Annotated in this window: 11 protein-coding genes; all 11 read left to right on the forward strand. The window is 54.7% G+C overall.

The features are described from left to right. On the forward strand, positions 1 to 91 hold a 91-nt coding region (locus HWW83_RS25010; RefSeq protein WP_072265938.1), incomplete at its 5' end, for an EF-Tu C-terminal domain-related protein. A gap of 259 nt (positions 92 to 350) precedes the next feature. Further along, the gene (gene secE / locus HWW83_RS25015; RefSeq protein WP_004929916.1) at positions 351 to 734 is read left to right on the forward strand and encodes a preprotein translocase subunit SecE; all 384 of its coding nucleotides are present in this window, start codon (positions 351 to 353) and stop codon (positions 732 to 734) included. 1 nt (position 735) lies between these two features. Further along, positions 736 to 1,281, forward strand: a complete 546-nt coding sequence (gene nusG / locus HWW83_RS25020; RefSeq protein WP_004929914.1) for a transcription termination/antitermination protein NusG — start codon at positions 736 to 738, stop codon at positions 1,279 to 1,281. Between the two features lie 165 nt (positions 1,282 to 1,446). Then, positions 1,447 to 1,875: a 50S ribosomal protein L11 gene (rplK, locus tag HWW83_RS25025; protein ID WP_015376316.1), complete on the forward strand. Its 429-nt coding sequence runs from the start codon at positions 1,447 to 1,449 to the stop codon at positions 1,873 to 1,875. A gap of 3 nt (positions 1,876 to 1,878) precedes the next feature. Continuing rightward, the gene (gene rplA, locus HWW83_RS25030; RefSeq protein ID WP_004929908.1) at positions 1,879 to 2,583 is read left to right on the forward strand and encodes a 50S ribosomal protein L1; all 705 of its coding nucleotides are present in this window, start codon (positions 1,879 to 1,881) and stop codon (positions 2,581 to 2,583) included. 338 nt (positions 2,584 to 2,921) lie between these two features. After that, positions 2,922 to 3,419: a 50S ribosomal protein L10 gene (gene rplJ, locus HWW83_RS25035; protein WP_004929905.1), complete on the forward strand. Its 498-nt coding sequence runs from the start codon at positions 2,922 to 2,924 to the stop codon at positions 3,417 to 3,419. Between the two features lie 63 nt (positions 3,420 to 3,482). Beyond that, the gene (rplL, locus tag HWW83_RS25040) at positions 3,483 to 3,848 is read left to right on the forward strand and encodes a 50S ribosomal protein L7/L12 (RefSeq protein ID WP_004929903.1); all 366 of its coding nucleotides are present in this window, start codon (positions 3,483 to 3,485) and stop codon (positions 3,846 to 3,848) included. A gap of 332 nt (positions 3,849 to 4,180) precedes the next feature. Beyond that, positions 4,181 to 8,209 (forward strand): DNA-directed RNA polymerase subunit beta, encoded by a 4,029-nt coding sequence (gene rpoB / locus HWW83_RS25045; protein ID WP_047024913.1) that lies wholly within the window; start codon positions 4,181 to 4,183, stop codon positions 8,207 to 8,209. Between the two features lie 118 nt (positions 8,210 to 8,327). Beyond that, a complete protein-coding gene (gene rpoC / locus HWW83_RS25050; RefSeq protein ID WP_033644357.1) occupies positions 8,328 to 12,551 on the forward strand; it encodes a DNA-directed RNA polymerase subunit beta' in 4,224 nt (1,407 codons plus the stop codon). Positions 12,552 to 12,719: 168 nt separating this feature from the next. Then, positions 12,720 to 13,166, forward strand: a complete 447-nt coding sequence (locus HWW83_RS25055) for a GNAT family N-acetyltransferase (protein WP_033652702.1) — start codon at positions 12,720 to 12,722, stop codon at positions 13,164 to 13,166. Beyond that, positions 13,166 to 13,630, forward strand: a complete 465-nt coding sequence (locus HWW83_RS25060; protein ID WP_033644359.1) for a putative pterin-binding protein — start codon at positions 13,166 to 13,168, stop codon at positions 13,628 to 13,630. The genes HWW83_RS25055 and HWW83_RS25060 overlap by 1 nt, the downstream gene beginning before the upstream one ends.

Consider the following 13,630-nt stretch of genomic DNA (forward strand, 5'->3'; position numbering starts at 1 on the left):
CCCAATCGCGATGGACGACGGTCTGCGTTTCGCAATCCGTGAAGGCGGCCGTACTGTAGGCGCTGGTGTTGTTGCTAAAGTTATCGCTTAATCGCTGATAAAGTTTGACGCGACACGCGGTAAAAGGGCATCATTTGATGCCCTTTTTCTACGCTGTGAACTAGAACCTATCTCATCAGCGATTTTGCAGTCATAATCATTGGTGAGATGGGCTCTTAAACCGTATTGACTGAATACGTCATGGCGTAAAACACCGGGATATCGCTAGTGCGGTATCCGATCGGTTTGGTTTGCCTCGCAATGCGAGGCAAAGTTGTTTGTTCTGAATCATCATTGTGACAGGTTGGTTTATGAGTGCGAATACCGAGGCTCAAGGGAGCGGACGCGGCCTGGAAGCGGCAAAGTGGCTGATCGTCGCCGTTCTGTTGGTTGTGGCTATTGTCGGTAACTATTACTACCGTGATTTAAGCCTGCCATTGCGCGCGCTGGCAGTTGTGCTGATCATCGCCGTTGCAGGTGCAGTGGCTCTGATGACCACCAAAGGCAAAGCTACCGTTGCGTTTGCCCGCGAAGCGCGTACCGAAGTACGTAAAGTGATTTGGCCAACTCGTCAGGAAACGCTACACACCACGTTGATCGTTGCCGCGGTAACCGCCGTGATGTCACTGATTCTGTGGGGGCTGGATGGTATTCTGGTCCGTCTGGTGTCGTTTATTACTGGCCTGAGGTTCTAAAATGTCTGAAGCTCCAAAAAAACGTTGGTACGTCGTTCAGGCGTTTTCCGGTTTTGAAGGTCGCGTAGCGCAATCGCTGCGTGAACACATCAAACTGCACGATATGGAAGAGCTGTTCGGCGAAGTGATGGTGCCTACGGAAGAAGTGGTTGAAATCCGTGGTGGCCAGCGTCGCAAGAGCGAGCGTAAATTCTTCCCTGGCTACGTGCTGGTGCAGATGGTGATGAATGACGCCAGCTGGCACCTGGTGCGCAGCGTACCGCGTGTCATGGGGTTCATCGGCGGTACGTCTGACCGTCCTGCGCCGATCAGCGATAAAGAAGTTGATGCGATCATGAACCGCCTGCAGCAGGTCGGTGACAAACCGCGTCCGAAAACGCTGTTCGAACCGGGCGAGCTGGTGCGCGTCAACGACGGCCCGTTTGCCGATTTCAACGGCGTGGTCGAAGAAGTCGATTACGAGAAGAGCCGCCTGAAAGTTTCCGTTTCCATCTTCGGCCGTGCAACGCCGGTGGAACTGGACTTCAGCCAGGTTGAAAAAGGCTGATCGAATAATCAGCAATAAGCGGTCCGTTGCCGCTTGTCAAAGGCGCGAAATTGAACTACAATTTCGCGCCTTTTGTTTTTAGATGCCTTGCCTGATGTTTGTCTGGCGAGGTTAAACACGGGGAGCCTCTCACGAGGCGATACTACCCAAACCGAGGAAATTTAAATGGCTAAGAAAGTACAAGCCTACGTTAAGCTGCAAGTTGCAGCTGGTATGGCTAACCCGAGCCCACCAGTGGGTCCAGCTCTGGGTCAGCAGGGCGTTAACATCATGGAATTCTGTAAGGCATTCAACGCTAAAACTGACAGCGTTGAGAAAGGTCTGCCGATTCCGGTTGTTATCACCGTTTATTCTGATCGCTCCTTCACTTTCGTTACCAAAACCCCGCCAGCAGCAGTTCTGCTGAAAAAAGCGGCTGGTATCAAGTCTGGTTCCGGTAAGCCGAACAAAGACAAAGTAGGTAAAGTGACCCGTGCTCAGGTACGTGAAATCGCAGAAACCAAAGCTGCGGACATGACTGGTTCTGACGTTGAAGCGATGACTCGCTCCATCGAAGGTACCGCTCGTTCCATGGGCCTGGTAGTGGAGGATTAAGAGATGGCTAAGCTGACCAAGCGCATGCGCGTGATCCGTGACAAAGTTGATGCTACTAAACAGTATGACATCACTGAAGCTGTTGCTCTGCTGAAAGAGCTGGCCACCGCTAAATTCGTAGAAAGCGTTGACGTTGCCGTTAACCTCGGCATCGACGCTCGTAAATCTGACCAAAACGTTCGTGGCGCTACCGTTCTGCCACACGGCACCGGTCGTTCCGTTCGCGTTGCCGTATTTACCCAAGGCGCTAACGCTGAAGCAGCGAAAGCTGCCGGCGCAGAGCTGGTAGGTATGGACGATCTGGCTGAGCAGATCAAGAAAGGCGAAATGAACTTCGACGTTGTTATTGCTTCCCCGGATGCAATGCGCGTTGTAGGTCAACTGGGCCAGATCCTGGGTCCACGCGGCCTGATGCCAAACCCGAAAGTGGGTACCGTTACTCCGAACGTTGCTGAAGCAGTGAAAAACGCTAAAGCAGGTCAGGTTCGCTACCGTAACGACAAAAACGGCATCATCCATACCACTATCGGTAAGGTTGATTTCGACGCAGACAAACTGAAAGAAAACCTGGAAGCCCTGCTGGTTGCGCTGAAAAAAGCAAAACCTTCTCAGGCGAAAGGCATGTACATCAAGAAAGTTAGCCTCTCCACCACCATGGGTGCTGGCGTTGCTATCGATCAAAGCGGTCTGTCTGCCGCAGCGAACTAATCGCACTTGCGATTATCGCTTTGACTTGGGGCCGAGATTTGTCTAGAATCTTATGCCCCAAGGTTTTGCTATTGGCTATGCCGTAGGCAAAACAAAGATTTTTCGGTTGGAGCCTGGCCTATCCAGGCCTCCGTCCAAGACCGCAGGTGTATCGCAAGATACTTAATCCTTCCTGCGTAGACGGTGACAGAGCCTAAGAAAATTTTTCTTTTTTATAAAAGAATGTCTTTGCTGGATTCTGCTCACCGTGTTAAGCCGCTCGGCGTGGCGTTTTACAAAGCGCCGAGTGAAGTGAGTTCCGGGGGATTTTCCCCGGCTAATCCAGGAGCAAAAAGCTAATGGCATTAAATCTTCAAGACAAACAAGCGATTGTTGCTGAAGTCAGCGAAGTAGCCAAAGGCGCGCTGTCTGCGGTTGTTGCGGATTCCCGCGGCGTTACCGTAGATAAAATGACTGAACTGCGTAAAGCAGGTCGTGAAGCTGGCGTTTACATGCGTGTTGTTCGCAACACCCTGATGCGTCGCGTAGTTGAAGGCACTCCATTCGAATGCCTGAAAGACACGTTTGTCGGTCCAACCTTGATTGCATTCTCTCACGAACACCCGGGCGCTGCTGCTCGTCTGTTCAAAGAGTTCGCGAAAGCGAATGCAAAATTCGAGGTTAAAGCTGCGGCCTTTGAAGGTGAGCTGATCCCAGCGGCGCAAATCGACCGCCTGGCGACGCTGCCAACTTACGAAGAAGCGATCGCACGCCTGATGGCAACCATGAAAGAAGCCGCTGCCGGCAAACTGGTTCGCACTCTGGCTGCAGTACGCGATCAGAAAGAAGCGGCGTAAGCCACTCTTTCTTAGCCTTTGCTAACGTATTTAAACTATTTCTGAATTTTAGGAACAATTGTTATGTCTATCACTAAAGACCAAATCCTGGAAGCAGTTGCCGCTATGTCCGTAATGGATGTTGTTGAACTGGTTTCCGCTATGGAAGAAAAATTCGGCGTTTCTGCTGCTGCTGCTGTAGCTGTAGCTGCTGGCCCAGCTGAAGCTGCTGAAGAGAAAACTGAATTCGACGTTATCCTGAAAGCTGCAGGCGCTAACAAAGTTGCTGTTATCAAAGCAGTACGTGGCGCTACCGGCCTGGGTCTGAAAGAAGCTAAAGACCTGGTTGAATCTGCTCCAGCCGCTCTGAAAGAAGGCGTGAGCAAAGATGACGCAGAAGCTCTGAAAAAATCTCTGGAAGAAGCTGGCGCAGAAGTTGAAGTTAAATAAGCCAACCCTTCCGGTTGCAGCCTAGTCTTTTAGGCTGATGGCTGGTGACTTTTTAGTCACCAGCCTTTTTGCGCTGTAGGGCGCCAGTAGCGTTTCACACTGTTTGGCTGCTGGTTTCGCCTCCCAATGTTTGTTTCTATCGACGACTTAATATACCGCGGTCTTTGCACTACCAGGAGTTCTGGGGGAAGGCGCGATGAAATGGTTTAAGCGTGATAGCAAGAGATATTGCGGAAAGTGTTCCCGCTTTCCGGTCGACAAAACGGTGTTGCATGAACTGTCCCTAATCGGACGGACAGATTGGGTCACTGATCAGCGAGCTGAGGAACCCTATGGTTTACTCCTATACCGAGAAAAAACGTATTCGTAAGGATTTTGGTAAACGTCCACAAGTGCTGGACATACCATATCTCCTTTCTATCCAGCTTGACTCGTTCCAGAAGTTTATCGAGCAAGATCCAGAAGGGCAGTACGGCCTTGAAGCCGCATTCCGTTCTGTTTTCCCTATCCAGAGCTACAGTGGCAATTCGGAGCTGCAATACGTTAGCTACCGTCTTGGTGAGCCGGTCTTCGACGTCAAAGAGTGCCAGATCCGTGGTGTGACGTTCTCTGCACCGCTGCGCGTAAAACTGCGCCTGGTTATCTATGAGCGCGAAGCGCCTGAAGGTACGGTCAAAGACATCAAGGAACAAGAAGTCTACATGGGCGAAATTCCGCTCATGACCGAAAACGGCACCTTTGTGATCAACGGTACTGAGAGGGTTATCGTATCTCAGTTGCACCGTAGTCCTGGCGTATTCTTCGACAGCGATAAGGGTAAAACCCACTCCTCGGGTAAAGTGCTGTACAACGCACGCATCATCCCTTACCGCGGTTCATGGTTGGACTTCGAGTTCGATCCGAAAGACAACCTGTTCGTGCGTATTGACCGTCGCCGCAAACTGCCTGCGACCATCATTCTGCGCGCGCTGAACTACACCACTGAACAGATCCTCGACCTGTTCTTTGACAAGATCGTCTTCGAAATCCGCGACAACAAGCTGCAGATGGAGCTGGTGCCAGAGCGCCTGCGTGGTGAGACCGCTTCGTTCGATATCGAAGCCAACGGCAAGATCTACGTAGAGAAAGGCCGTCGCATCACCGCTCGTCATATCCGTCAGCTGGAAAAAGACGACATTCAGAGCATTGAAGTACCGGTAGAGTACATCGCGGGCAAAGTGGTCGCGAAAGACTATATCGATACCAATACCGGCGAACTGATCTGCGCAGCCAACATGGAGCTGTCGCTGGATCTGCTGGCCAAGCTGAGCCAGTCCGGCCACAAGCGCATCGAAACGCTGTTCACCAACGATCTGGACCACGGCGCGTACATCTCTGAAACGCTGCGTGTCGATCCGACCAACGATCGTCTGAGCTCGCTGGTAGAAATCTACCGCATGATGCGCCCTGGTGAGCCGCCAACGCGCGAAGCTGCCGAAAGCCTGTTCGAGAACCTGTTCTTCTCCGAAGACCGCTACGATCTGTCCGCGGTTGGCCGTATGAAGTTCAACCGTTCTCTGCTGCGCGACGAGATCGAAGGTTCGGGCATCCTGAGCAAAGACGACATCATCGAAGTGATGAAGAAGCTCATCGATATCCGTAACGGCAAGGGCGAAGTGGACGATATCGACCACTTGGGCAACCGTCGTATCCGCTCCGTCGGCGAAATGGCCGAGAACCAGTTCCGCGTAGGTCTGGTGCGTGTTGAGCGTGCGGTGAAAGAGCGTCTGTCTCTGGGCGATCTGGATACCCTGATGCCTCAGGACATGATCAACGCCAAACCGATTTCGGCGGCGGTGAAAGAGTTCTTCGGCTCCAGCCAGCTGTCCCAGTTCATGGACCAGAACAACCCGTTGTCCGAGATCACGCACAAGCGTCGTATCTCCGCACTGGGCCCGGGCGGTCTGACCCGTGAGCGCGCCGGCTTTGAAGTTCGAGACGTACACCCGACCCACTACGGCCGCGTGTGCCCAATCGAAACGCCGGAAGGTCCAAACATCGGTCTGATCAACTCCCTGTCCGTGTACGCACAGACTAACGAGTATGGCTTCCTGGAAACCCCGTACCGCCGCGTGCGTGACGGCGTGGTGACCGATGAAATCAACTACCTGTCTGCTATTGAAGAAGGCAACTTCGTTATCGCCCAGGCGAACTCCAACCTGGATGACGAAGGCCGCTTCGTAGAAGACCTGGTCACCTGCCGCAGCAAAGGCGAATCAAGCCTGTTCAGCCGCGACCAGGTTGACTACATGGACGTATCCACCCAACAGGTCGTTTCCGTTGGTGCCTCACTGATTCCATTCCTGGAACACGATGACGCCAACCGTGCATTGATGGGTGCGAACATGCAACGTCAGGCCGTACCAACCCTGCGCGCCGATAAGCCGCTGGTCGGTACCGGTATGGAACGCGCTGTAGCGGTTGACTCCGGCGTAACCGCCGTTGCCAAACGCGGCGGTGTGATCCAGTACGTGGATGCTTCCCGTATCGTTATCAAAGTTAACGAAGACGAGATGTACCCGGGCGAAGCAGGTATCGATATTTACAACCTGACCAAGTACACCCGTTCTAACCAGAACACCTGCATCAACCAGATGCCGTGTGTGAATCTGGGTGAGCCAATCGAGCGCGGCGACGTGCTGGCGGATGGCCCATCGACAGACCTGGGCGAACTGGCGCTCGGCCAGAACATGCGCGTAGCGTTCATGCCTTGGAACGGCTACAACTTCGAAGACTCCATCTTGGTCTCCGAGCGCGTGGTGCAGGAAGATCGCTTCACCACCATCCACATCCAGGAACTGGCGTGCGTGTCTCGCGACACCAAGCTGGGGCCTGAAGAGATCACCGCCGACATCCCTAACGTGGGTGAAGCGGCGCTCTCCAAGCTGGATGAGTCCGGTATCGTGTATATCGGTGCTGAAGTGACCGGCGGCGACATCCTGGTCGGTAAGGTAACGCCTAAAGGCGAAACCCAGCTGACGCCGGAAGAGAAACTGCTGCGTGCGATCTTCGGTGAGAAAGCGTCTGACGTTAAAGACTCTTCTCTGCGTGTGCCGAACGGCGTTTCCGGTACGGTTATCGACGTGCAGGTCTTCACCCGCGATGGCGTGGAAAAAGACAAGCGCGCGTTGGAAATCGAAGAGATGCAGCTGAAGCAGGCGAAGAAAGACCTGACTGAAGAACTGCAGATCCTGGAAGCCGGCCTGTTTGCGCGTATCCACGCGGTACTGGTTGCCGGTGGCATCGAAGCCGACAAGCTGAGCAAGCTGCCGCGCGATCGCTGGCTGGAACTGGGCCTGACCGACGAAGAGAAGCAAAACCAGCTGGAGCAGCTGGCTGAGCAGTACGACGAACTGAAATCCGACTTCGAGAAGAAGCTGGAAGCCAAGCGTCGTAAGATCACTCAGGGCGACGATCTGGCGCCGGGCGTACTGAAAATCGTCAAGGTTTATCTGGCCGTTAAACGTCAGATCCAACCGGGTGACAAGATGGCGGGCCGCCACGGTAACAAGGGTGTTATCTCCAAGATCAACCCGATCGAAGATATGCCTTACGATGAAAACGGCACGCCGGTAGACATCGTACTGAACCCGCTGGGCGTACCATCACGTATGAACATCGGTCAGATCCTGGAAACCCACCTGGGTATGGCTGCGAAAGGCATCGGTGAGAAGATCAACCAGATGCTGAAGCAGCAGCAGGAAGTGGCCAAGCTGCGTGAGTTCATCCAGAAGGCCTACGATCTGGGCGACGACGTTTGCCAGAAAGTTGACCTGAACACCTTCAGCGACGACGAAGTGCTGCGTCTGGCAGAGAACCTGAAAAAAGGTATGCCGATCGCAACGCCGGTGTTTGACGGTGCGAAAGAGACTGAAATCAAGAAGCTGCTGGAAATGGGCGGTATCCCGACCTCCGGTCAGATCACGCTGTTCGATGGCCGTACCGGTGAGCAATTCGAGCGCCAGGTTACTGTCGGCTATATGTACATGCTGAAACTGAACCACTTGGTTGACGATAAAATGCACGCCCGTTCAACCGGTTCTTACAGCTTGGTTACTCAGCAGCCTCTGGGTGGTAAAGCGCAGTTCGGTGGTCAACGCTTCGGTGAGATGGAAGTGTGGGCACTGGAAGCATACGGCGCGGCTTATACCCTGCAGGAAATGCTCACCGTTAAGTCGGATGACGTTAACGGCCGTACCAAGATGTACAAAAACATCGTGGATGGCGATCACCGGATGGAGCCAGGCATGCCGGAATCCTTCAACGTACTGTTGAAAGAAATCCGCTCGCTCGGCATCAACATCGAACTGGAAGACGAGTAATCGTCATTCCGGCTCAGGCTCCCCGCCTAAGGGAGCCTGAGGGTGGTTGTTCAGGTCACACGGGTACCTACTGCGGTTGTGGGTGCCCAACAGGTTTAACTCCGACAGGAGCCAATCCGTGAAAGACTTATTGAAGTTTCTGAAAGCGCAAACTAAGACCGAAGAGTTTGATGCGATCAAGATTGCTCTGGCCTCGCCAGACATGATCCGTTCGTGGTCGTTCGGTGAAGTTAAGAAGCCGGAAACCATTAACTACCGTACGTTCAAACCAGAGCGTGACGGCCTTTTCTGCGCCCGTATCTTCGGGCCGGTAAAAGATTACGAGTGCCTGTGCGGTAAGTACAAGCGCTTGAAACACCGCGGCGTGATCTGTGAGAAGTGCGGCGTTGAAGTGACCCAGACCAAAGTGCGTCGTGAGCGCATGGGCCACATCGAGCTGGCTTCCCCGACTGCGCACATCTGGTTCCTGAAATCGCTGCCATCCCGCATCGGTTTGCTGCTGGATATGCCGCTGCGTGACATCGAACGCGTACTGTACTTCGAATCCTATGTGGTGGTCGAAGGCGGTATGACCAACCTCGAGCGTCGTCAGATCCTGACCGAAGAGCAGTATCTGGACGCGCTGGAAGAGTTCGGTGACGAATTCGACGCCAAGATGGGTGCGGAAGCCATTCAGGCCCTGTTGAAAAACATGGATCTGGAAGCCGAGTGCGAGCAGCTGCGTGAAGAGCTGAACGAAACCAACTCCGAAACCAAGCGCAAGAAGCTGACCAAGCGTATCAAGCTGCTGGAAGCGTTCGTACAGTCCGGTAACAAGCCGGAGTGGATGATCCTGACCGTGCTGCCGGTACTGCCGCCGGATCTGCGCCCGCTGGTTCCGCTGGATGGCGGTCGTTTCGCGACGTCGGATCTGAACGATCTGTATCGCCGCGTGATCAACCGTAACAACCGTCTGAAACGCCTGCTGGATCTGGCTGCGCCGGACATCATCGTGCGCAACGAAAAGCGTATGCTGCAAGAAGCGGTAGACGCCCTGCTGGATAACGGCCGTCGCGGTCGTGCGATCACCGGTTCCAACAAACGCCCTCTGAAATCTTTGGCCGACATGATCAAAGGTAAGCAGGGTCGTTTCCGTCAGAACCTGCTCGGTAAACGCGTTGACTACTCAGGCCGTTCCGTTATCACCGTAGGTCCATACCTGCGTCTGCATCAGTGCGGTCTGCCTAAGAAGATGGCGTTGGAGCTGTTCAAACCGTTCATCTACGGCAAATTGGAGCTGCGTGGCCTGGCCACCACCATCAAAGCCGCCAAGAAAATGGTTGAGCGTGAAGAAGCCGTCGTTTGGGATATCCTGGACGAAGTGATTCGCGAACACCCGGTACTGCTGAACCGTGCACCAACCCTGCACCGTTTGGGTATCCAGGCGTTTGAACCGGTTCTGATCGAAGGTAAAGCGATCCAGCTGCACCCGCTGGTTTGTGCGGCATATAACGCCGACTTCGATGGTGACCAGATGGCCGTTCACGTACCGCTGACGCTGGAAGCCCAGCTGGAAGCGCGTGCGCTGATGATGTCCACCAACAACATCCTGTCCCCAGCGAACGGCGAGCCAATCATCGTTCCTTCTCAGGACGTTGTACTGGGTCTGTACTACATGACCCGCGACTGTGTTAACGCCAAAGGCGAAGGCATGGTGCTGAACGGTTCCAAAGAAGCTGAGCGTGTTTACCGCGCCGGCCTGGCGTCGCTGCATGCGCGCGTTAAAGTGCGTATCACCGAAGACGTCAAGAACGCCGAAGGTGAGTGGACCTCTCAGACCAGCATCATCGACACCACCATCGGCCGCGCCATCCTGTGGATGATCGTACCGAAAGGTCTGCCGTACGCGATCGTTAACCAGCCTTTGGGCAAGAAAGCGATCTCCAAGATGCTGAACACCTGTTACCGCATCCTGGGCCTGAAGCCGACCGTTATCTTTGCTGACCAGATCATGTACACCGGCTTTGCTTACGCAGCCCGTTCCGGCGCTTCCGTAGGTATCGACGACATGGTTATCCCGGCCAAGAAGGCGGAGATCATCGAAGAAGCGGAAACCGAAGTTGCCGAGATCCAGGAGCAGTTCCAGTCTGGTCTGGTGACCGCCGGCGAACGCTACAACAAAGTGATCGATATCTGGGCTGCCGCGAACGAACGCGTTGCGAAAGCGATGATGGAAAACCTGTCGGTAGAAGACGTGGTTAACCGTGACGGCGAAGTGGAACAGCAAGTTTCCTTCAACAGCATCTTTATGATGGCCGACTCCGGTGCGCGTGGTTCCGCCGCTCAGATTCGTCAGCTGGCCGGTATGCGTGGTCTGATGGCGAAGCCGGACGGCTCCATCATCGAAACGCCAATCACCGCGAACTTCCGTGAAGGTCTGAACGTACTCCAGTACTTCATCTCCACTCACGGTGCTCGTAAAGGTCTGGCGGATACCGCACTGAAAACCGCGAACTCCGGTTATCTGACCCGTCGTCTGGTTGACGTGGCGCAGGACCTGGTGGTGACCGAAGACGACTGTGGCACCCACGACGGCATCCTGATGACTCCGGTTATCGAAGGTGGCGATGTGAAAGAGCCGCTGCGTGAACGCGTTCTGGGCCGTGTGACGGCAGAAGACGTCCTCAAGCCGGGTACGGCGGACATTCTGGTGCCGCGCAACACCCTGCTGAACGAGAAGGCGTGTGACCTGTTGGAAGAGAACTCTGTCGACAGCGTTAAAGTCCGTTCCGTGGTGAGCTGTGAAACCGACTTCGGTGTGTGTGCAAACTGCTACGGTCGCGACCTGGCACGTGGCCACATCATCAACAAAGGTGAAGCCATCGGCGTTATCGCGGCACAGTCCATCGGTGAGCCGGGTACACAGCTGACGATGCGTACGTTCCACATCGGTGGTGCGGCATCTCGTGCGGCTGCTGAATCCAGCATTCAGGTGAAAAACAAGGGTAGCATCAAGCTGAGCAACGCGAAGTTCGTTATGAACGCCGCAGGCAAGCTGGTGATCACCTCGCGTAACACCGAACTGAAACTGATCGACGAATTCGGCCGTACCAAAGAAAGCTACAAGGTGCCTTACGGCGCCGTGATGGGCAAAGGCGACGGTGAAGAAGTTAACGGCGGCGAAACCGTTGCTAACTGGGATCCGCATACCATGCCGGTCATCAGTGAAGTCAGCGGCTTCATTCGCTTCGCCGACATGGTCGACGGCCAGACGATTACTCGTCAGACCGACGAACTGACCGGTTTGTCTTCTCTGGTTGTCCTGGACAGCGCAGAGCGTACCGGTAGCGGTAAAGACCTGCGTCCGGCACTGAAAATCGTTGACGCTAAGGGCGAAGACGTATTGATCCCAGGTACTGATATGCCTGCTCAATACTTCCTGCCGGGCAAAGCGATCGTTCAGCTGGAAGACGGCATTCAGATCGGTGCGGGTGATACCCTGGCGCGTATTCCTCAGGAATCCGGCGGTACCAAGGATATTACCGGTGGTCTGCCGCGCGTTGCCGACCTGTTCGAAGCGCGTCGTCCGAAAGAGCCGGCAATCCTGGCTGAAATCAGCGGGATTATCTCGTTCGGTAAAGAGACCAAAGGCAAACGTCGCCTGGTGATCTCTCCGCTGGACGGCAGCGACGCTTACGAAGAGATGATTCCGAAATGGCGTCAGCTCAACGTGTTCGAAGGCGAAGTGGTGGAACGTGGCGACGTCGTCTCCGACGGCCCAGAGTCTCCGCACGACATTCTGCGTCTGCGTGGCGTGCATGCGGTTACCCGCTACATCACCAACGAAGTGCAGGAAGTTTACCGTCTGCAAGGCGTTAAGATTAACGATAAGCACATCGAAGTTATCGTTCGTCAGATGCTGCGTAAAGGCACTATCGTTAGCGCTGGTGGCTCCGAGTTCCTGGAAGGCGAGCAGGCTGAAGTGTCTCGCGTCAAGATTGCCAACCGTCAGCTGGAAGCTGAAGGTAAGATCCCGGCAACCTTCTCGCGCGATCTGCTGGGTATCACCAAGGCTTCCTTGGCGACCGAGTCCTTCATCTCCGCCGCATCGTTCCAGGAAACGACGCGCGTTCTGACCGAAGCTGCCGTAGCCGGCAAGCGCGACGAACTGCGTGGCCTGAAAGAGAACGTCATCGTGGGCCGTCTGATCCCAGCCGGTACCGGTTACGCTTATCATCAGGATCGCATGCGTCGTCGTGCTCAGGGCGAAGCGCCGGTTGTTCCGCAAGTCAGCGCGGAAGAAGCGACCGCGAACCTGGCCGAACTGCTCAACGCAGGTCTGGGCGGCAGCGACGACGAGTAATCGTCATCCGCGCCGTGGGCCCGCTACGCCGGGCCCATCGCCAGATAAACCGCTCCCTCGGGGGCGGTTTTTTTTCGCCTCGCGCCGGGTTATGACAAACTTTGCTACTATGGTTACAGCAGAAATTGACCGGCGCTTTTTACCTGACAACCAAGGACAGCACAAAACATGGACAGCCTCATTACCTTCGAAAAACTGACGGCGAAACACCTGCCTTACCTGTATGAGATCCGCTTTTCCGTCGAAGAGAACCTGCTGCATCCGCATCAGATCCAGTATCTGCAGCGCAAGCAGGCGCTGGAAGACATCAACCAGGGCGGTGGCTGGATCTGCAAGTATGGCGAGGACTATGCCGGCGTTGGATTCGGGTTGTTCATCCCCGAACCGTTGATCGGCGGACTGTTCGTGAAGCCGGAATACCAATCAATGGGAATGGGTTCTGCCTTGCTGGCGCGCGTCACTGCCTGGATGTTTGAGCACGGCGCCGAAGCCATTCACTTAACCACCGATCCCGGCTCTAAAGCCGAAGGTTTTTATCAACATCACGGTTGGGATGTGATCGGGCGGGATGAGTTCGGTCAGGCGGAGCTGGTGAAACGCAAAGAGGGTGAATAATGAAAATCAAAGGATTGATGACGTTACTGCTGCTTTCGCTGTTCAGCGCACCGTTGTACGCGGCCGTTGACTCTTTTTACCTGAAGCCGGCGGACGGCGAGAAGATCAATGTCACCCGACAGATGCTGGAGGCGATGCCGTCGCACACGATTAAAACCTCGACCAATTTCACCCCGGAAGAGGCGTTCACCGGCGTTGAGTTTTCGGAGCTGGTGAAAGCGTACCATCTGCAAGGGAAGTCGGTGCGCGCCTTCGCGTGGGACGACTATTCCTATTCGATGCCGATTGACGAGATGATTAAATATCGCGTGATTGTCGCCTATCTGCGCGGCGGTAAGCCGATCGACGTGGGGGAGCTGGGGCCGTTCGCTATTATCTATCCGCGCGATCAATACCCCGAGCTGAATAACCTGGACGTGAACGCGAAAACCGTCTGGCAAGTCAAACGGCTGGAGATTAAATGA

This window comes from Serratia ureilytica (genome assembly GCF_013375155.1).
Taxonomy (GTDB): Bacteria; Pseudomonadota; Gammaproteobacteria; order Enterobacterales; family Enterobacteriaceae; genus Serratia; species Serratia ureilytica.

Excerpts from the sequence above, each read along its gene's own strand:
- rplA (WP_004929908.1), top strand. The coding sequence starts at position 1,879 with ATGGCTAAGCTGACCAAGCGCATGCGCGTGATCCGTGACAAAGTTGAT.
- nusG (WP_004929914.1), top strand. The coding sequence starts at position 736 with ATGTCTGAAGCTCCAAAAAAACGTTGGTACGTCGTTCAGGCGTTTTCC.
- HWW83_RS25060 (WP_033644359.1), top strand. The coding sequence starts at position 13,166 with ATGAAAATCAAAGGATTGATGACGTTACTGCTGCTTTCGCTGTTCAGC.
- rpoB (WP_047024913.1), top strand. The coding sequence starts at position 4,181 with ATGGTTTACTCCTATACCGAGAAAAAACGTATTCGTAAGGATTTTGGT.
- rplJ (WP_004929905.1), top strand. The coding sequence starts at position 2,922 with ATGGCATTAAATCTTCAAGACAAACAAGCGATTGTTGCTGAAGTCAGC.
- rplL (WP_004929903.1), top strand. The coding sequence starts at position 3,483 with ATGTCTATCACTAAAGACCAAATCCTGGAAGCAGTTGCCGCTATGTCC.
- secE (WP_004929916.1), top strand. The coding sequence starts at position 351 with ATGAGTGCGAATACCGAGGCTCAAGGGAGCGGACGCGGCCTGGAAGCG.
- rplK (WP_015376316.1), top strand. The coding sequence starts at position 1,447 with ATGGCTAAGAAAGTACAAGCCTACGTTAAGCTGCAAGTTGCAGCTGGT.
- HWW83_RS25055 (WP_033652702.1), top strand. The coding sequence starts at position 12,720 with ATGGACAGCCTCATTACCTTCGAAAAACTGACGGCGAAACACCTGCCT.